This is a genomic window from Azospirillum isscasi (assembly GCF_030849505.1).
In the GTDB taxonomy this organism is placed as follows: Bacteria; Pseudomonadota; Alphaproteobacteria; order Azospirillales; family Azospirillaceae; genus Azospirillum; species Azospirillum isscasi.
Genome location: NZ_JAUJFI010000062.1, coordinates 1 through 18,783, shown reverse-complemented (window position 1 = coordinate 18,783; position 18,783 = coordinate 1). Strand labels below are relative to the sequence as shown.

At 68.7% G+C, this 18,783-nt stretch carries 19 protein-coding genes; 13 read left to right on the top strand and 6 right to left on the bottom strand.

Going from position 1 to position 18,783, the window contains the following annotated elements; translation table 11 throughout:
- Window positions 1-32: 32 nt before the first annotated feature.
- The 6 genes from groL (at window position 33) to QSG27_RS14210 (ending at window position 7,780) form a co-directional block, all read left to right on the top strand.
- The gene (gene groL, locus QSG27_RS14235) at window positions 33-1,676 is read left to right on the top strand and encodes a chaperonin GroEL (RefSeq protein ID WP_306707175.1); all 1,644 of its coding nucleotides are present in this window, start codon (window positions 33-35) and stop codon (window positions 1,674-1,676) included.
- Between the two features lie 194 nt (window positions 1,677-1,870).
- Window positions 1,871-3,565: a catalase gene (locus tag QSG27_RS14230; RefSeq protein ID WP_306707173.1), complete on the top strand. Its 1,695-nt coding sequence runs from the start codon at window positions 1,871-1,873 to the stop codon at window positions 3,563-3,565.
- A 236-nt stretch (window positions 3,566-3,801) separates the two neighbouring features.
- On the top strand, window positions 3,802-4,806 hold the full coding sequence (locus QSG27_RS14225) for a cytochrome-c peroxidase (RefSeq protein ID WP_306707172.1): 1,005 nt from the start codon (window positions 3,802-3,804) through the stop codon (window positions 4,804-4,806).
- A gap of 84 nt (window positions 4,807-4,890) precedes the next feature.
- Window positions 4,891-6,039, top strand: coding sequence for a NapC/NirT family cytochrome c (locus tag QSG27_RS14220; protein ID WP_306707171.1), 1,149 nt, complete (start codon window positions 4,891-4,893; stop codon window positions 6,037-6,039).
- 108 nt (window positions 6,040-6,147) lie between these two features.
- Window positions 6,148-6,411: a hypothetical protein gene (locus QSG27_RS14215; RefSeq protein ID WP_306707170.1), complete on the top strand. Its 264-nt coding sequence runs from the start codon at window positions 6,148-6,150 to the stop codon at window positions 6,409-6,411.
- A 124-nt stretch (window positions 6,412-6,535) separates the two neighbouring features.
- Window positions 6,536-7,780, top strand: coding sequence for a BaiN/RdsA family NAD(P)/FAD-dependent oxidoreductase (locus QSG27_RS14210; RefSeq protein WP_306707169.1), 1,245 nt, complete (start codon window positions 6,536-6,538; stop codon window positions 7,778-7,780).
- Between the two features lie 114 nt (window positions 7,781-7,894).
- Here the strand turns inward: QSG27_RS14210 and QSG27_RS14205 are convergent, their stop codons facing one another.
- Entirely contained in the window at window positions 7,895-10,060 is a 2,166-nt protein-coding gene (locus tag QSG27_RS14205; protein ID WP_306707168.1) for a transglycosylase domain-containing protein, read from the bottom strand.
- A 193-nt stretch (window positions 10,061-10,253) separates the two neighbouring features.
- Between QSG27_RS14205 and QSG27_RS14200 the strand changes: the two genes are divergently transcribed.
- Window positions 10,254-10,565 (top strand): polyhydroxyalkanoic acid system family protein, encoded by a 312-nt coding sequence (locus QSG27_RS14200; protein WP_306707167.1) that lies wholly within the window; start codon window positions 10,254-10,256, stop codon window positions 10,563-10,565.
- 7 nt (window positions 10,566-10,572) lie between these two features.
- On the opposite strand, the gene pspF is transcribed toward QSG27_RS14200, so the two are convergent.
- Window positions 10,573-11,571: a phage shock protein operon transcriptional activator gene (pspF, locus tag QSG27_RS14195; RefSeq protein ID WP_306707165.1), complete on the bottom strand. Its 999-nt coding sequence runs from the start codon at window positions 11,569-11,571 to the stop codon at window positions 10,573-10,575.
- A gap of 164 nt (window positions 11,572-11,735) precedes the next feature.
- Here pspF and QSG27_RS14190 point away from each other — a divergent pair, with 164 nt between their 5' ends.
- The 4 genes from QSG27_RS14190 (at window position 11,736) to pspC (ending at window position 13,351) form a co-directional block, all read left to right on the top strand.
- Complete coding sequence (locus tag QSG27_RS14190; protein WP_306707164.1) at window positions 11,736-11,882, top strand: hypothetical protein; 147 nt, start codon at window positions 11,736-11,738, stop codon at window positions 11,880-11,882.
- A 47-nt stretch (window positions 11,883-11,929) separates the two neighbouring features.
- Window positions 11,930-12,601 carry a phage shock protein PspA gene (pspA, locus tag QSG27_RS14185; protein WP_306707163.1) on the top strand — a complete coding sequence of 224 codons (672 nt, stop codon included), beginning with the start codon at window positions 11,930-11,932 and terminating at the stop codon, window positions 12,599-12,601.
- 88 nt (window positions 12,602-12,689) lie between these two features.
- Window positions 12,690-12,917 carry an envelope stress response membrane protein PspB gene (gene pspB, locus QSG27_RS14180; protein WP_109067670.1) on the top strand — a complete coding sequence of 76 codons (228 nt, stop codon included), beginning with the start codon at window positions 12,690-12,692 and terminating at the stop codon, window positions 12,915-12,917.
- Between the two features lie 32 nt (window positions 12,918-12,949).
- On the top strand, window positions 12,950-13,351 hold the full coding sequence (gene pspC, locus QSG27_RS14175; RefSeq protein WP_306707161.1) for an envelope stress response membrane protein PspC: 402 nt from the start codon (window positions 12,950-12,952) through the stop codon (window positions 13,349-13,351).
- 125 nt (window positions 13,352-13,476) lie between these two features.
- On the opposite strand, the gene QSG27_RS14170 is transcribed toward pspC, so the two are convergent.
- The 4 genes from QSG27_RS14170 to QSG27_RS14155 all read right to left on the bottom strand — a co-directional run bounded on the left by QSG27_RS14170 (window position 13,477) and on the right by QSG27_RS14155 (window position 16,747).
- Complete coding sequence (locus QSG27_RS14170) at window positions 13,477-13,599, bottom strand: hypothetical protein (protein WP_014239103.1); 123 nt, start codon at window positions 13,597-13,599, stop codon at window positions 13,477-13,479.
- A 137-nt stretch (window positions 13,600-13,736) separates the two neighbouring features.
- Window positions 13,737-14,264, bottom strand: coding sequence for a hypothetical protein (locus QSG27_RS14165; RefSeq protein WP_306707160.1), 528 nt, complete (start codon window positions 14,262-14,264; stop codon window positions 13,737-13,739).
- Between the two features lie 7 nt (window positions 14,265-14,271).
- Entirely contained in the window at window positions 14,272-14,916 is a 645-nt protein-coding gene (locus QSG27_RS14160; RefSeq protein ID WP_306707159.1) for a hypothetical protein, read from the bottom strand.
- Between the two features lie 277 nt (window positions 14,917-15,193).
- Window positions 15,194-16,747: a diguanylate cyclase gene (locus tag QSG27_RS14155; protein WP_306707158.1), complete on the bottom strand. Its 1,554-nt coding sequence runs from the start codon at window positions 16,745-16,747 to the stop codon at window positions 15,194-15,196.
- A 314-nt stretch (window positions 16,748-17,061) separates the two neighbouring features.
- Between QSG27_RS14155 and QSG27_RS14150 the strand changes: the two genes are divergently transcribed.
- On the top strand, window positions 17,062-17,550 hold the full coding sequence (locus QSG27_RS14150) for a DUF411 domain-containing protein (RefSeq protein WP_306707156.1): 489 nt from the start codon (window positions 17,062-17,064) through the stop codon (window positions 17,548-17,550).
- Between the two features lie 97 nt (window positions 17,551-17,647).
- Complete coding sequence (locus tag QSG27_RS14145) at window positions 17,648-18,352, top strand: phosphatase PAP2 family protein (protein ID WP_306707155.1); 705 nt, start codon at window positions 17,648-17,650, stop codon at window positions 18,350-18,352.
- The last annotated feature ends 431 nt before the right edge of the window (window positions 18,353-18,783 follow it).

Genomic DNA, 18,783 nt, shown 5'->3' with positions numbered 1-18,783 from the left:
ATCCAACCCCCCGAATTTCAAGGAAGTGAGCAATGGCTGCCAAGGAAGTTAAGTTCTCCGCCGCCGCGCGCGAGAAGATGCTGCGCGGTGTGGACATCCTCGCCGACGCCGTGAAGGTGACGCTGGGTCCGAAGGGCCGCAACGTCGTGATCGAGAAGTCCTTCGGCGCTCCGCGCATCACCAAGGACGGCGTCTCGGTCGCCAAGGAAATCGAGCTGTCGGACAAGTTCGAGAACATGGGCGCCCAGATGGTGCGTGAGGTCGCGTCGAAGACGAACGACCTGGCCGGCGACGGCACCACCACGGCGACCGTTCTGGCCCAGGCCATCGTCCGCGAGGGCGTGAAGTCGGTGGCCGCCGGCATGAACCCGATGGACCTGAAGCGCGGCATCGACCTCGCCGTCGAGACCGTCGTGGCCGACATCCGCGGCCGTGCCAAGAAGGTCACGACCAACGACGAGATCGCCCAGGTCGGCACCATCTCCGCCAACGGCGAAGCCGAGATCGGCAAGATGATCGCCCAGGCCATGGAGAAGGTCGGCAACGAGGGCGTCATCACGGTGGAAGAGGCCAAGAGCCTGGAGACCGAGCTGGACGTCGTCGAGGGCATGCAGTTCGACCGCGGCTACCTGTCGCCGTACTTCATCACCAACGCCGACAAGATGATCGCGGACCTCGAGAGCCCGTTCATCCTGCTGCACGAGAAGAAGCTGTCGGGTCTGCAGGCCCTGCTGCCGGTCCTGGAGGCCGTCGTGCAGTCCTCGCGTCCGCTGCTGATCATCGCCGAGGACGTCGAGGGCGAGGCGCTCGCGACCCTGGTCGTGAACAAGCTGCGTGGCGGCCTGAAGGTCGCCGCCGTCAAGGCCCCGGGCTTCGGTGACCGCCGCAAGGCGATGCTGGAGGACATGGCCATCCTGACCGGCGGCCAGGTCATCTCCGAGGATCTCGGCATCAAGCTCGAGAACGTCACCATCGACATGCTGGGCACCGCCAAGAAGGTCGTGATCTCCAAGGAGAACACCACCATCGTCGACGGCGCCGGCTCCGCCGAGGACATCCAGGCCCGCATCAGCCAGATCAAGGCGCAGGTCGAGGAGACCACCTCGGACTACGACCGCGAGAAGCTGCAGGAGCGTCTGGCGAAGCTGGCTGGCGGCGTTGCCGTCATCCGCGTCGGCGGCGCCACCGAGGTCGAGGTGAAGGAGCGCAAGGACCGCGTTGACGACGCCATGCACGCCACCCGCGCCGCGGTGGAAGAGGGCATCGTCGCCGGCGGCGGCACCGCCCTGCTGTACGCCACGAAGGCCCTGGACGCCCTGAAGCCGATCAACGACGAGCAGCGCGTCGGCATCGAGATCATCCGCCGCGCCCTCCAGGCTCCGGTCCGTCAGATCGCCTACAACGCGGGCACCGACGGTTCGATCGTGGTCGGCAAGCTGCTGGACCAGAACGATGCCAACTTCGGCTACGACGCCCAGAAGGGCGAGTTCACCGATCTGGTGAAGGCCGGCATCATCGACCCGGTGAAGGTGGTCCGCACCGCCCTGCAGGACGCGGCCTCGATCGCCGGCCTGCTGATCACCACCGAGGCGATGATCGCCGAGAAGCCGGAGAAGAAGGCTGCTCCGGCCGGCATGCCGGGTGGCATGGACGACATGGGCGGCATGGGCTTCTAAGCCCGCGTCACTCGCGACGTTTGCGGAGAGGGCGGTCCTTCGGGGCCGCCCTTTTCCGTTTGGGCATCTCCCTGACGGACAGGCCGACGCCGGACGGCGGATCGAATTGGAACGCTTCCAAACTGGCGGCGTTGACCATGAACCGGACGCCCGGAAAGGCGCGCCGGCACGGCATGCTGTTCAGGGAGACTGCGATGGCTGACCAATCGAAGACTCTGACCAACCGTCAGGGCCACCCGATCACCAACAACCAATCCCAGCGCACCGTGGGAAGCCGCGGGCCGGCGACGCTGGAGAACTACCAGTTCCTGGAGAAGATCACCCACTTCGACCGCGAACGCATCCCGGAGCGCGTGGTCCACGCCCGCGGCTTCGTCTGCTACGGCGAGTTCGAGGCCACCGGCAAGATCGGCGACGAACCGGCGACCAAATACACCCGCGCCAAGCTGTTCGGCCAGGCCGGCAAGAAGACCCCCCTGGCCATCCGTTTCTCCACCGTCATCGGCGGGCGCGACTCGTCGGAGGTGGCGCGCGACCCGCGCGGCTTCGCGGTGAAGTTCTATACGGAGGACGGCAACTGGGATCTGGTCGGCAACAACCTGCCGGTCTTCTTCATCCGCGACGCCATCAAGTTCCCGGACGTCATCCATTCGCTGAAGCCCGACCCGGTGACCTTCCGGCAGGAGCCGAACCGCATCTTCGACTTCATGAGCCAGACGCCCGAAGCCATGCACATGCTGACGCACCTGTTCAGCCCGCGCGGCATTCCGGCCAACTACCGGCACATGGAAGGTTTCGGCGTGAACACCTACAAGATGGTGAACGCCAAAGGGGACACGGTGCTGGTCAAGTACCACTTCCACCCGCGCTGCGGCGTCGCCTCCCTGACGGCGGCGGAGGCGGCGAAGGTGCAGGGGCACGACCTGGGCTCCGCCTCCAAGGACCTCTTCGAGGCCATCGACCGGGGCGACCACCCGCAGTGGGACCTGTATGTCCAGGTCATGGAGGACCACGACCATCCCGAACTGGACTGGGACCCGCTGGACGACACCAAGATCTGGCCGGAGTCGGACTTCCCCCTGCGCCATGTCGGCGTCATGACGCTGAACCGCAACGTCGAGGACTTCTTCAACGAGAATGAGCAGATCGCCATGGGCACCGGCGTGCTGGTGGACGGCCTGGACTTCTCCGACGACAAGATGCTGGTCGGGCGCACCTTCTCCTACTCCGACACGCAACGCTACCGGGTCGGCACCAACTACCTGCAACTGCCGATCAACCAGGCCAAGAACGCCGCGGTCGCCACCAACCTGTCCGGCGGCACCATGTCCTACCGGCGCGATCTGGCGCCGGGGCAGAACCCGCACATCAACTTCGAGCCGTCCATCCACGACGGTCTGAGCGAAGCCCGGCGGGAGGAGCCGAACAACCCGCCGGAAATCCATGGCCGCCTGACCCGCAGCGTGATCGAGCGCCGCAACGACTATGTCCAGGCGCGGGCACGCTACTGCACGATGATGGATTGGGAACGCGACGATCTGGTCCTGAACATGGGCACCCTGCTGGGCCAATGCGAACGCGACGTCCAGGAACGGATGCTCTGGCACTTCTTCCTGGTCCATGACGACTACGGCAGCCGGGTGGCCGGCATGCTGGGCATGACCGCCGCCGACGTCGCCGGCCTGAAGCCCCTGCCCAAGCAGGTGCTGACCGACGAAGACCAGAAGCGGCTGAAGTCGCTGGGCAAGAACGGCGACACCATCGACCCGAAGGGCTGGGGCCAATGGACCGGCTCCGTCAAGGTCCACCGGGCGACCGCGGAGGAGGTGATCGGCGGCATGCGGTCCGGTGCCCAGGGCGGCATGGCCGGTCAGGCCGCCGCGGAGTAACCGCAACCAAAGATTATCAATCGGATCCCGTCCCGAGGGGGCGGCGGATTGCTCCGCCGCCCCATTTTCATGCCCGCAACGGAATTCGCTGGGGAAGGCCACAATTTGTGTACGGACATGCGGCACGTTGCCGCGCGACACGCCTGTCACTGGTATCACCAGATACGCTCATGCCACAGTCATTTCGCATCAAGGCATTAGCCAAAATATTAGAACACCGATAAGGGAGAAGTACGATGTCCAAGCGTGTTGCCGTGTCCTTTGCGGCCATGCTGGCGGCCACCGTGGCCACCTTCGGCATGCCGGCTTTCGCCGCCGACGAACCGATCACGCCCATCGAAGCGGCGAAGATCACCAATCCCGGACTGGTTGAACTCGGCAAGAAGCTCTACTTCGATCCCCGCCTGTCCAAGTCGGGCTTCATCTCGTGCAACTCGTGCCACAACCTGTCCATGGGCGGCACCGACAACCTGAAGACCTCCATCGGCCACAACTGGCAGCAGGGTCCGATCAACTCGCCGACGGTGCTGAACTCCAGCCTGAACGTCGCGCAGTTCTGGGACGGCCGCGCGATGACGCTGCAGGAGCAGGCCGGCGGCCCGATCGCCAACCCCGGCGAGATGGGCTCGACCCACGCGCTGGCGATCGAGGTTCTGCGCTCCATTCCGGAATATGTGCAGGAGTTCAAGGATGTCTTCGGTGAGACCAAGATCACCATCGAAGAGGTGACGAAGGCCATCGCCGCCTTCGAGGAGACGCTGGTCACGCCGAACGCGCGCTTCGACAAGTGGCTGAAGGGCGACAAGAAGGCGCTGACCACCGCCGAGGTGGAAGGCTACGAGCTGTTCAAGGATTCGGGTTGCACCGCCTGCCACAACGGCTCCGCCGCCGGCGGCAACACCTTCCAGAAGATGGGCGTGGTCGAACCCTACAAGACCAACAACCCCGCCGAAGGCCGCATCGCGGTGACCAAGGAGGAAGCCGACCGCTTCAACTTCAAGGTTCCGACGCTGCGCAACGTCGCGCTGACCTACCCGTACTTCCACGACGGCCAGGCCGCGACGCTGACCGACGCGGTGGACGTCATGGGCCGCATCCAGTTGGGCAAGAAGTTCTCGCCCGACGAGAACGCCAAGATCGTCGCCTTCCTGAAGACGCTGACCGGTGACCAGCCGAGCTTCGCTCTGCCGATCCTGCCGCCGTCCACGGACAAGACGCCGCAGCCGAAGCCGTTCGACTGACGGCATCGGGGACGAATGGGGCCGGGCACCGCAGGGCTGCCCGGCCCCATTCCTTTGTTTGGAGTGGTTGGCAGGGTACCGGACATGCGGTGGGGATGGATGAAGGCGGGCGGTCTCGGGGCGCTCGTCCTGGCCGGCCTGGTGGGCGTCGTCGTGGGGGTGGTCGGCTGGGGCGGCTTCAACACCGCCATGGAGGCGACCAACAGCATAGAATTCTGCATCTCCTGCCACGAGATGCGCGACAACGTGTACGCCGAGTACAAGACTTCGCCGCACTACCAGAACGCCTCCGGCGTGCGCGCGACCTGCGCCGACTGCCATGTCCCGCGCGACTGGACGCACAAGGTGATCCGCAAGGTGCAGGCGTCCGGCGAGCTGTACCACTGGCTCGTCGGCTCCATCGACACCAGGGAGAAGTTCGAGGCGAAGCGGCACGCGCTGGCGCGCCGCGAATGGGACCGCATGCGGGCCACCGACAGCCAGGAATGCCGCAACTGCCATTCCTTCGGCGCCATGGACTTCCACAAGCAGACGCCCAAGGCGGCCAGCGCCATGCAGGGGGCCGAGAAGGCCGGCAAGACCTGCATCGACTGCCACAAGGGCATCGCCCACAGCTTCCCCGACGTCACCGCCGGTCACCGCCAACTCTTCGCCGGCCTGTCGGCGCAGGCCAAGGCGCTGGCCCTGAAGCCCGGCGACGGCGCCTATGCCTTGACCAGCCTCGCCCTTTACGCCGCCCCACCGGCGCCGGGGGCCGCCGGGGAGGGCGAGATCGCCGCGGCGACGCCCGTGACGGTCCTGGCGGCGGAGGGCGGCACGCTGAAGGTGGAGGTCACCGGCTGGCAGCGCGGAAGTTCCGCCCAGACGCTCTACGCCCGGCCGGGCAAGCGCATCGCCACGGTCAAGATGAACGCCGCGGCGGCGGAGCGGGCCGAGGCGCTGCGCACCGTCACCGACCCGGAGACCGAGCAGGAGTGGACGGAGGTCCGCCTGACCGCCTGGACCGGGGCCGGTGGCTATGCCGCCACGCTCGGCACGCTGTGGGATTACGGGGCGCGGGTCTATGACGCCAACTGCTCGCTGTGCCACGCGCTGCATCCGCCGGGGGCCTATGACGCGAACGCCTGGATCGGCAAGATGAACGCCATGAAGCGGCTGACGCGGCTGGACGAGGAGGAGGGCCGCCTGCTCCTGACCTATCTGCAGAGCCATGCGAAGGACAGCGCGGAATGATCGCTGCGGCGAGAACCCGAAGCTGCTAAGAGGGGTTTTCTACCACGGGCCGGACCGGAACGGACCGCGCCCGATGGCAGACGACCACTTGAGAAAGAGGACCCCGCGATGTCGACCCTGCACAAACAAGCCATGGACGCCGTCCTTCAGGCCGCCTCTCACGACATCGTCGGCACGCTCCAGGAGCGTGGCGTCACCGACCGGCACAGCGAGGAGGGCGACCTCGCCGTTCTCGACGTCGCGATCCTGCACGCCTACCGCATCTTCATGCGGATCTGCGAGGAGAACGGGCTGGAGGTGGACGCCGGCTATTTCGCCGACATGGCCAACGACCTTGCCGACGAGGTGGCGCAGGAGGACGACGCGGACTGAGCCGGTCCCGCGTCCCTGATTCCCGCTTCTTGAGTGCCCCGGTCCCGTCCCATCCCGCTCCTCCCTTCGGCGGAGGCGGTGCGGACGGGACCGGTCAATGCCCTTCCGCCCCTCGGGGGACCCGATGACCGACGCCCCTGATACGCCTTTTTCTCCCGATGCCGCCCCGGATGTCGCCATCATCGGCGCCGGCCCCGCCGGGCTGATGGCGGCGGAGGTCATCGCCGCCGCGGGCCGGTCGGTCGCCGTCTATGAACGGATGCCCACCCCGGCGCGCAAGCTGCTGCTGGCCGGGCGCGGCGGGCTGAACCTGACCCATTCCGAACCGCTGGACGCCTTCACCGCCCGCTACGGGGCGCAGGCCCCGCTGTTCGCCGACCTGCTGGCCGGCTTCTCCCCGGCGGATCTGCGGGACTGGGCGGCGGGGCTCGGGATCGAGACCTTCGCCGGCTCCAGCGGGCGCGTCTTTCCGGTGCAGATGAAGGCGTCCACCCTGGTCCGCGCCTGGCTGCGCCGGCTGGAGGGGTTGGGCGTCACCCTGCACACCCGCCACCGCTGGCTGGGCTGGGACCAGCAGGGCGCGCTGCGCTTCCGGCGCGGCGACGGCACGGAGGCCACCGTCGCCCCGCGCGCCACGCTGCTGGCGCTGGGCGGGGCGAGCTGGCCGCGCACCGGCTCGGACGGCGCCTGGACGGAGCTGCTGGCCGCCCGCGGGGTGGACATCGCGCCGCTGCGCCCATCCAACATGGGCTTCGAGGTGCCGTGGTCCGATCACCTGCGCGACCGCTTCGCCGGCCAGCCGGTCAAGAGCGTCGGCCTCGCCTTCGGCGACCGGCGGCTGAAGGGTGAGTTCGTCATCACCCAGACCGGCATCGAGGGCGGCGCCGTCTACGCGCTGAGCGCCCCGCTGCGTGACGCCATCGAGCGCGAGGGCTGGGCCGCCCTGACCATCGACCTGATGCCGGACACGCCGGAGTCGGCGATCGCCAAGCGGCTGCGCCGCCGCGGGGCGGAATCGCTGTCCACCTTCCTGAAGAAGGCGCTGTCGCTGACCGGCCCGCGCGCCGCCCTGCTGCGCGAATTCACGCCGGCCGCCGACCTGAGCGACCCGGCGGCGCTGGCCCGTCACATCAAGGGCCTGTCGATGGTGCTGACCGGGGTGCGGCCCATCGACCGCGCCATCTCCACCGCCGGGGGCGTCCGGCTGGACGAGGTGGACGGCTCGCTGATGCTGGCCCGTCTGCCGGGCACCTTCGTCGCCGGGGAGATGCTGGATTGGGAGGCGCCGACCGGCGGCTACCTGCTTCAGGGCTGCTTCGCCATGGGCGCGCGGGTGGGGAAGGGCGTGCTGGGGTACTTGGGGGGCTGAGCTTTTGTCCATGGTGCCCCCTCCCAAACCCTCCCCCTCCTCGAGGGGGAGGGAACTGTTCTCCCTCTCCCGCGAAGCGGGGGAGGGCCGGGGAGGGGGCAATGCACTCCCCCGTCACCGCACCGGATTGCCGTAGTCGTACTGCACCTGGGGCGCGCTGCCCTTGCCGGTCAGGCTTTCGATCAGCGAACCGATGCCGGACGAGCCGCGCGCGGCAGGCGCCGGGGCCGCCGCCGGGGTGGCGCGGGCGGGTTCCGCGATGCCGCCCGACGCGGCATAGGCGGGCGCGCCCTCCAGCCCCGGCAGGGGGCGGGGCGGGCGTCCGGCGTGGGCGTCCAGCATGAAGCCCTGCCACAGCTTCGCCGGCAGCGAGCCGCCGGTGACCCGCTTCATCTCGTCGTTGTTGTCGTTGCCCAGCCACACCCCGGCCACGAGGTCGGCGGTGAAGCCGACGAACCAGGCGTCGCGGTAGTCCTGGGTGGTGCCCGACTTGGCCGCCGCCGGGCGGTCGAGCTTCGCCGACTTGCCGGTGCCGTATTCGATCACGCCGGTCATCATGCGGGCGAGCTGCACCGCGTGCGCCGGGTCCACCACCGGGGCGGAGCCGCCGGCCTGCCGCCGGTAGAGCAGGTTGCCGTCGCGGTCGCGGATTTCCGCGATGGCGTAGGGCCAGACCGGCGCGCCGCGGTTGGCGATGCCGGCGTAGGCGCGGGTCAGCTCCAGCAGATTGACCTCGCTGGTTCCCAGCGCCAGCGACAGGTCCTTGCCCATCGGCGAGTTGATGCCCAACCCCGCCGCCACCCGGCGCACCCGCTCCACCCCGATGCGGTCGATGATGCGAACGGTGGCGGTGTTGGACGAATGGGCCAGCGCGTTGGCCATGGTGATGGTGCCGCGGAACTTGCCGTCGTAATTGCCGGGACTCCAGCTGCCGATGCGGACCGGGGCGTCCTCGACCGGGCTGTCGGGCGACCAGCCGGCCTCCAGAGCGGCGAGATAGACGAAGGGCTTGAAGGCCGATCCCGGCTGGCGCATCGCCTGGGTGGCCCGGTTGAATTCGCTGGCGTCGTAATCCCGCCCGCCGACCAGGGCGCGCACCGCGCCGTCTGCGGTCATGGCGACCAGGGCGCCCTGGCGGGCGTTGGCCGCGGCGCCGGGGCCGGACAGGATCTCCTCCAGCCGCTGCTCCGCCGCGCGCTGCAGCTTCAGGTCCAGCGTCGTGCGGACCACCACGTCGCCGTGGCCGGAGCCGACGAAGGCGGAAACCAGCTCCGTCACCCAATCCGCGAAATAGCGCCCGTCGCCGCCCGGCTTGCGCCTGGCCGAGGGGGGAGCGTTGCGCGCCGCCTCCAACTCTTGCGCGGTGATGAAGCCGGCGTCCACCATGGCGCCCATCACGACGCGCGACCGCTCCGCCGCCTCGTCCGGGTTGGAGGTGGGGGCGTAGCGCGAGGGCGCCTTCAGCAGACCGGCGATGATCGCCGATTCCCGCAGGTCGAGCTGGGTCGCCGGCTTGCCGAAATAAGTGCGCGACGCCGCGTCCACCCCGAAGGTGCCGGCGCCCAGATAGACGCGGTTCAGATAGGCGGTGAGGATCTGGTCCTTGGTGAAGCGGTGCTCCAGCCACAGCGCCAGCATGGCTTCCTGGATCTTGCGCTTCAGCGACTTCTCGGGCGTCAGGAACAGGTTCTTGGCGAGCTGCTGGGTGATGGTGGAGCCGCCCTGCGCCGAGCGCCCGGACCGCCAGTTGACGTAGAGCGCGCGGGCCAGACCGATGGGGTCCACGCCGAAATGCGAATAGAAGCGCCGGTCCTCGATGGCCAGCACGGCGTTGATCAGGTGCGGCGGCAGGTCCCGCACGCCCAGCGTCGTGCCGTGCAGGTCGCCGAAGCGCGCGAACTCCGACCCGTCGGCGGCCAGCACGGTGACCGAGGCGCGCCGTTCGAACTGCGCGACCTTGGAGATGTCCGGCAGGTCCAGCGCGAACCAGGCCAGCACCGCGCCCAGCGCGATGCCGCACCACACCCCGGCGACCACCCCGGCATAGATCAGCGTGCCCAGGATCGTCCGCCGCCCGCCGCCCCTGGCCGCCTTCGGCGGGGCCTTCCTCGGCGGCGGGGCGGGCTTGCGCGGCTTTTCGGCTTTCGGTTTCTCGGGTTTGGGCGGCTTTTCCGGCTTGGGCGCGCGCTTGGGCAGGCGGGGGCGCAGCGCCGGCTCCTCCCCGCGCGTCTGGATGGGGCGCGGCCCCGCAAAGAGTTCGCCCGGTCGATCGTTGCTCACGGCGCGGTCGCGGCCCCAACATGAAATCTACGATGGAAAGCTATACGCCGCCGCCCCGCCGCGACGAAAGAGCGCGCTCGAAAGAGACCAGATTTGTCTTGGCACCGTTGCAGATGGATGACGGGGGTGGAAGAAACGCCGTTCCGGACTGTTGTGTCATCGAAGAAGCGTTGACGCAGCGGAGAGCCTGTTCATGTCGAAGCCACTGACCGTTTCCATTCCCCACAAGCTGGGCCGGGACGAGGCGAAACGGCGCGTGGCGGAGGGGGTGGGGCAGGCCCGCTCCCACCTCGCCGCGGTCGCCAGCAGCATGGACGACCACTGGACCGACGACCGTGTGGATTTCCGCGTGGTGGCGCTGGCCCAGACCGTCACCGGCTTCATCGACGTGCAGGACGACAGCGTCACCGTGGAGGTGCAGCTTCCCTGGGCGCTGGGCCTGCTGGCGAACAGGGTGAAGGACCGGCTTGAGAGCAAGGGCACGCTGCTTCTGGAGAAGAAATAGCCGCGCGCTACTCCGGGCTGCCGATCAGCCCGTGCTTTTTCAGCAGCCCGCGAAGCTGGTGGTAGCCGAGCCCCAGCGCCTGGGCGGTCTGGCGCTGGTTGAAGCGGTTGCACTCCAGCGCGGTCTTCAGCAACCCGGATTCGAAACGCCGCACCCGTTCCTGAAAGTCGTCGCCGGGAACCGGCTCCTCGTCGGCCACCGGTGGCGAAACCGGCGCCGAAGGGGCCGCCGGGCGCCAGGCGGAGGCGAAGGGGTCGAGCAGGATCTCCTCCACCGGCCCGTCCGGGTCGGACGCGGCGACGGAGCGTTCCACCGCGTTGCGCAGTTCCCGCACGTTGCCCGGCCAGCCATGCCCCAGAAGCTGCTCCAGCGCCCGCGGGGCGAAGCCGGGGAACAGGGGCCGCTCCAGCTCCCGCACCATGCCCAGCGCGAAATGCTCGGCCAGGACGGGGATGTCCTCGCGCCGGGCGCGCAGCGGCGGCAGGGTCACCACGTCGAAGGCCAGCCGGTCCAGCAGGTCGGCGCGGAACAGCCCGGCCTCGGCGAGCGCCGGAAGGTCGGCGTTGGTCGCCCCGATCACCCGCACATCGACGGTCTGGGTCCGTCCGCCGACCCGCTCGATCTCGCCATACTCCACGGCGCGCAGCAGCTTCTCCTGCACGGCGGGGCTGGCCGTGGCGATCTCGTCCAGGAACAGCGTGCCGCTGTCGGCCTGCTCCACCCGCCCGATCTGCCGCCGGATGGCTCCGGTGAAGGCCCCGGCCTCATGGCCGAACAGCTCGGAATCGAGAAGGCTTTCGGTCAGCGCGGCGCAATTCACCTTCACGAAGGGGCGGTCCCAGCGCCGGGACAGGTAATGCAGGCGGGCGGCCACCAGCTCCTTGCCGGTCCCGCGCTCCCCGATGACCAGCAGAGGGCGCTCCAGCGGCGCCACGCGGGAGACATGGGCGAGGGCGGCGTGGAAGGCCGGGGATTCCCCAAGCAGAGGGGGCGGGCTTGGCTGCATGGCGAATTCGGCGAAGAGTTGGCGAATTTCTTCATTCTATCGCCGAAATGGTGATGGGCCAAGCCTGACCGCCGCCCGCCCGGCCCAGGAAACCCAAGGCTTTGCGGGAATTTCCTGCTTTGGCACGGCCATTGCGAAGAAGGGGGCCAAGCAAGGAGACCCGCATGAGCCACTACAGCGACTACCACCGCCGCTACACCCGCGACGCCCGTCCGCTGGCGGCGCGCGTCCGCACCTACCTGATCACCCGCCCGACCGAAAGCTGGGCGTTCTTCGCCGCCGGCCTGCTGATCGCGACGATCCTCGGCTGACCGGACACACGCCCGCCCCCAAGCGACCAAACAACGGACACATCCCCATGAGCATCTTTTCGCGCCTGACGGACATCGTGCAGTCCAACCTCAACGCGCTGCTCGACCGCGCGGAAGACCCGGAAAAGCTGATCCGCCTCATCATCCAGGAGATGGAGGACACGCTGGTCGAGGTGCGGTCCTCCACGGTGAAGATCATCGCCGAAAGGAAGGAGATCGAGCGCCGCATCGCCGACCTGCACCGCGAGCGCGACTCCTGGGACCGCAAGGCCGAAACCGCCCTGACCCACGACCGCGAGGATCTCGCCAAGCAGGCGCTGATGGCCAAGTCGCGCGCCGCCGAGGAGGCCGACGTCCTGACCAACCAGCTTGCCCAGGTCGAGGAGGCCCTGTCCAAGTCCAACGAGGACATTTCCCGCCTTCAGGCCAAGCTGACCGACGCCAAGAACCGCGAAAAGACCCTGGTCGCCCGCACCAAGACGGCGGCGAACCGCGTGCGCGTCCGCTCCACCCTGCATGACGAGCGGATCAACGACGCCTTCTCCCGCTTCGAGCAGGTGGAACGCAATCTGGACGAGTTGGAAGGCCGCGTGGAAGCCTACGACGTGGGCCGCACCAAGACCCTGACCGAGGAGATCGCGGAGCTGGAGGCCGACAAGAAGGTGCAGGACGAACTGGCCGCCCTCAAGGCCCGCGTCGCCGCCCGCCGGGGAAGCTGATCCCGCACACCGGCGTGCGTGCTGAGCCCCCTCTTCCGCCGGACCGCGGAAGAGGGGTTTCCCGAACAACAAGAAAGGCCGTCCCCCGATGAGCGGTTTCAGCTTCGTCCTCGCGGTGCTCTTCATGACCGTGGTGGCACCGCTGTGGATCATCTTCCACTACATCACCAAATGGCGCGGGCAGCGCGGGCTGTCGGCCCAGGACGAACAACTGCTGGCCGAGTTGTGGGACATCTCGAACCGGCTGGAAGGCCGCATCCATGCGCTGGAACGGGTGCTCGACGCGGAGTCGCCCAACTGGCGCGACAAGCTTTGACGTGACCATTCCGACCTGACGGGAGCCCGACGATGGACCGTTCTTCGCCCTACGACTCGCCCAACCCGCACCGGCTCTACCGCGATCCGCAGCGTGGCGTGGTGGGGGGAGTGTGCGCCGGCATCGCCGACTATTTCGGGTTCCGGCCCGGACTGGTGCGGCTGGCCGTGGTGCTGGGCACCTTCTTCTTCATGCCGCCGATGATCCTGGCCTACGTGATCGCGGTGCTGGTCCTGCCGGTGAAACCGCCGGCGGTCTACCGCAACCCGGAGGAGGAAGCCTTCTGGCGTGGCCTGTCGATCAAGCCCGACCGCACCCTGGCCGGGTTGACGCAACGCTTTCGCGATTTCGAGAAGCGCGTCGGAAACCTGGAAGCGCACGTCGCTTCCAACGAGTTCGAACTCAACCGCGCGATCCGGAATCTGGACCGCTGACGACGCCCCCGGTGCCTGTTGCCCTGAGCTTGTCGCCCTGGGGCCTGTCCCCCGGGGCCTTTTGGGGCAAGGCCGGGGCAGGGCCGCCGCCCGACTGCGGCGCCGCGAACCGCGGCGCCGGGAGGTCAGCGCCGACGGCGGTTCCGGCTGCGCACGCGCACCGGCTTCATGGCCGGGCGGGCGGCAGCGAGACCGGCGAGGGCCGCAGCCATCGCCCCAACGAGCACGACCAGATCGAGATCCATCATGACTCCTCCGCTTGACCCGACCAGAATGACGCAACTGTGAAGGACATGGTAGCGAAAAGAGGTGACAGCAACCGTCCGACCGGCGGATGACCGCCGCCGGGGCTCCCCCAAACGGGGAAGCCTATCCGTTCGGTGCGTCAATCGAGGTATGGCCGTACCGAAAGAATGGAGAAGCCCTTGTGTTCGGGATAGCGGGCGTTGGTCTTTTCCCGCGCTTTCTTCTCGTCCAGCCCCCACACCAGGAAGCGGCGTCCCCTCTTCCAGCGCTCCAGCGCCGTCTTCTCCAGTCCTCCGGTGACGCGCGTGCCGTAGTCCCCATGGGCCACCGTCACCACCCACCCGCCGTCCGCCGGCGTGCGCCGGTCGTCGAGCACATAGACGCGCCGGTCCACCGCGCCCGCCGCCTTCAGCCGCTGCTCCAGATCCTCGCAAGTCAGCTCTATGGAGTCCTTGCGGCGGCGCGCGGCGCGCAATTCCCGCGCCTGGTCCAGCGTGGCGCGGGCGAGGCGCCGAAGGCGTTCCACCTGCGCCTGCTTGCGCGCGGCGGCGTTGGCGATCCGGTCCTCCGCGGTCTGGAGCTGCCGCCGCGCCGACAGAAGGGAGGCGGCCAGGGTCGCCACGCCGACCAGCGCCGGGAAGAGATACAGGATCGAAAAATGGCCCATGGCGTTCTCAGCCCGCCTTCGCCAGGGGAGGGGCGCCGTTCGCTTCCCGCTCCGCCCGGCCCGTTCCCGTTCCCGTTCCGCCGGCCCCCATCCCGCCGGTCATGACCGGGCCATCCGGCGGCGCTTCCTGAATCCGCAGGACCACATAGCCGAAGGCGGGCGGGTAGCGCCGCTCGATCTCCGCACGGGCCACCGGCATGGTGCGCGCCCACACCTCCACCGACTGGGGCTGTGCCCAGGTGGAATCGATGAAGGCGTGCTGCGTCTGCTGGTGGGCGCCGGTGCCGATGTACTTGTTCACGACCTGGGCGTTGTAGCAGGGCATGCCGGCGACCTCCTCGCCGATCACCCGCAGGATTTCGTCGCCGCTGCGCTGAAGGTCGCGCAGGCGCCGTTCCAGCGCCTGACGGCGGCGCATGGCGTCGCCGGCCTCCGCCTCGGCCTTGCGCAGTTCGGCGGTGCGCCGCGTCTTGCGGGCGTCCAGGCCGGCTTCCAGCTTGGCCCGGCGGGCGATGGCCTCGCGCAGGTTGCCGTTGCCGAGCCGCCGCTCGATCGCACGCTCGCCCAGGTGAACCGCCGCCTTGCCGATGCCGAACCCCAGCCCGGCCAGCGCGAACGCCAGGAACAGCGCCTGAACATAGTCGTTCCACATGGCTGAGACCCTGGGCTGAGACCCTGAAATCCCGAAAACCGGGGCGGGACCGGCTCTCCGTCCGTTCGCCGCCTTCGCCGTCTTCAGGTGTCGAGAATGGATTACCGGTAATCCACGGCTTCCGGGCCTTCAACGCCAAAGTGCGAAGCCGGCGAAGTTTGCAAATTTCGTTCAGGACGGCGAAACATTCATATCCGGCTTGTGCCCGCACAGTATACGGCCGGCGGAAAACCGTTTTGTATTGTTCACGAACGGCACCGGACGCTGCGAAGGCGGATCAGGAAGAGGCCGGCGTCTCCGGCTCGTCGGCCACGCACACGCGGTTCCGCCCGGCCTGCTTGGCCTCGTACAGCGCGGCGTCGGCGCGGCGCAGGGTCAGTTCGATGGACGGCTCCGCACCGCTCCATTCGGCCACGCCCAGGCTGGCGGTGATGGGGATGATCCGGCCGTCGGTCACCACCCGGCTTCCGGCGATGGCGTCGCGGACCCGCTCCGCCACGATGCGCGCCCCGGCGAGGTCGGTCTCCGGCAGCAGGGCGACGAACTCCTCCCCGCCGAAGCGGGCGATCTGGTCGGAGGTGCGCAGGGCCTCGCGGGCGCGGACCACGGCCGTGCGCAGCACCTCGTCGCCGGCGGCGTGGCCGTGGCCGTCGTTGACCCCCTTGAAGTTGTCGAGGTCGAGCAGGAAGACGCTCAGCCGCCGCCGGTGCCGCCGCGCCCGCCCCAGCTCCGCGGCGGCGAGGTCCAGAAAATGCCGGCGGTTCCACACGGCGGTCAGCGGATCGACGGTGGCCAGCCGCTCCAGCTTGGCGTTCGCCTCCTCCAGCGCGCGGGTGCGTTCGGCGACGCGGGCCTCCAGCGTCTCGTTGGCCTCGCGCAGCCGCTCGTACAGGCTGACGTTGGCGAAGCTGATGGCGATCTTGGAGGCGAACACCTCGACCAGCGCGCGGTCCACGTCGTCCAGGGGCCGGTCGGTGTGGATCCAGGCGGCCACCTCGTGCCCGTCCGGCACGCGGATGAACAGGGTCGTCTCGTTGGGGCCGTAATGGCTCTGGCGGCTGTGGAAGGCTTCGGTGATGCGCCCGGCGAGGTCCGGCGGGATGACGGCTCCGCTCGGCGACGCCGTCTGCCCCGCCGCCTCGGCGTAGCAGCCGGCCCCGGCCAGCACGTAAAAGGCGCCGTCCGCCAGGGGATGGCCGGTGGCGCCGCGCTGGGCGCACAGGATGGCGTCGGGCTTCACCCGCAGGAAGGCGGAAAGCTGGGTCAGCACCCCCGCCGCGAACTGCTGCATGGAGCGCAGCTCGAACAGCCGGTCGGTGGAGTGGATGATCTGCTGGAGCCCGCGGCGGTTGGTGTCCAGCGCCACGATGTCGGCGTAGGCGCGCAGGGCCGCGATGACGGAGGTGAACAGCTTCTTCGCCGTCAGCTCCGCCTTGGATTTGTAGTCGTTGATGTCGTAGGCGAGGACCACGTCCTCCTCCGGCGCCTGGCCGGGCTGGCCGGTGCGCAGGATGATGCGGATGGCGTGGTTGTTCAGATCCTCGCGGATGGTGCGGACCAGCCGCAGCCCGGCGTCCTCCGTCTCCATCACCACGTCCAGCAGGATGATGGAGACGTGGGGGGTGCAGCCCAGGATGGCCGCCGCCTCGCCCGCCGACAGGGCGCTGATCAGCGACAGGCGCCGCCCCTTGTAGCGAAGCCCGCCCAGCGCCAGCCGGGTGACCGCGTGAACCTCCGGATCGTCGTCCGCGATCAGCACGACCCACGGCTCCGCCCCGTCCTCGGGCGGCGGCGGCAGATCGTCGTCTGCGAACAGAAGGTCGGTTCCCATGCTGCGCGCTCCGCCCGTCCTGCCCGTCCTGCCCGTCCGTTTTCGGCCAACAACCGGTTCCCCGGCGGTTTCCCGGCGGTGCCGGGCAGGGTTTGCCACGCGGATTGCTGTCATTCAGCCCTAACCGATGCAACTCCACCTGTGCAACGGGTTCGTTGTCCTTATGGAATGATTTTCGTCCTTTTCTCAACCCATGGTCCGTGGCGAGCCGTTTGACCACGATCAAAGCGGGCGCGGGCTTGGGGCGGCAAATTGCGTTGAAACGGGATGGCCCTGCGCCATCTTTCCGCAAGGCTGTGGAGTGAGTGTCGGAAATGTTGGATCGGCGACTGTTTCTTACGGCCATGGGGGCCAGCCTGACGGTGGGCGCGCTGGCCATCGCGGCGCGCAGCATGGTCGGCACGCTTCCCGCTTCGGCTTCCGCCGCCTCGGCCAAGCCGGAGGTGACGGTGTGGAAGTCGCCCACCTGCGGCTGCTGCGGCGGCTGGGTGGACCACATGCGGGCCGCCGGCTTCCCGGTGACCGTGCACGAGGTGGAGGATGTGGAGCCGGTGAAGCTGCGGCTGGGCGTGCCGGCGCGGCTTCAGTCCTGCCACACCGCCCTGGTCGGCGGTTACGCCCTGGAGGGCCATGTGCCCGCCGACAGCGTGCAGCGGCTGCTGCGCGAGCGCCCGGCGGCGGTGGGCCTCGCCGTTCCCGGCATGCCGCAGGGTTCGCCCGGCATGGAGACGGGGGTGAAGGACCCCTACGACGTCGTGCTGTTCGGCGCGGCGGGCGGCGACAGCGTGTTCGAGCGGCGCTGACGCTTCGGGGTAAGCCCGATACCCCGCGCCCGCAGGGCTTGCGCGTCCGTTCCTCTCCTCCGATGGCTGACTGGCCTGGCGGGAAGGGGGAGGCGACGTGACCACGGCATTCGATCTCGTCATCATCGGCTGGCTGAACGGCTACAGCCGCGCCAGCATGGCGGCGGACAAGACCATCTATGTGATCGCCCAGAGCGACCTGCTGAAGGGCGGCGTGCTGATGGCCCTGCTGTGGTGGTGCTGGACCCGGCGCAGCGGGCGGCTGATCGGGCCGGACCTCTACGCGGTGCGGACCATCGCCGGGGCGCTGCTCGCCATTGCCATCGGGCGCGGGATGCAGAATTTCCTGCCGATGCGCCTGCGCCCGGTGCACGATCCGGACCTGGGCTTCGTCGTCCCTTATGATGTGAACGCCTGGGCGGTGGACGGATGGAGTTCCTTTCCCAGCGACCACGCCGTGCTGTTCTTCGCATTGGCCACGGCCCTGTGGTGGTCGAACCGGCTGGTCGGGGCCTTCGCCTTCCTGTGGACGCTGGTGGTGATCGGACTGCCGCGCGTCTATCTCGGCCTTCACTTTCCCACGGACATCCTGGCGGGCGGGGTGGTCGGCGTCCTCATCATGGCGGCGGTCCTGGCCGTCCCGGTGCCGGAGCGGCTGACCCGCCGCTTCCTCCATTGGCAGGAGGCGCAGCCGGGCATCGTCTACGCGCTGGCCTTCCTCGTCACTCTTCAGATGGCGACCCTGTTCGCCAACGCCCGGCGGCTGATCGAGGGGGCGATGACCGTCCTTCTGGGCTCTTGATGCGGTGCAGCGGAAAAAACGCACGGGGGTGAAAAAAGCGCTTGCCGGGCTTGGCCGACCCGCCTATAACCCGGCTCCCACGACGCCGGGGCCGCTGAGAAGCGGGACGGGCGGCAGGGAAACGGCAGAGATGCCGAAGTCGAGACGAAGTAAAGTTCAGCCGGCGTGAAAACAAAGGCTTGACAGAGCAAGTCGAAGCTTCTAGACAGAGCGCCCCGACGCGCCGCACCGGACACCGGCAGCGCAGCGCGAGACGGGCAGCGGTCCTTCAGGACTGCGGGATCATTGACATCGTTGATACCGTGTTGTGAGAAGGGATGCGCAGGCGGCGGCATGGACCGTTGGCCGCGGGTCGGTTCCGGAGGGGACCGGCATCGCGGGTCGCTTGAGCATCTCGGTCAAGCAGTAAGAGACTTCAGTTTCGAAAGCTT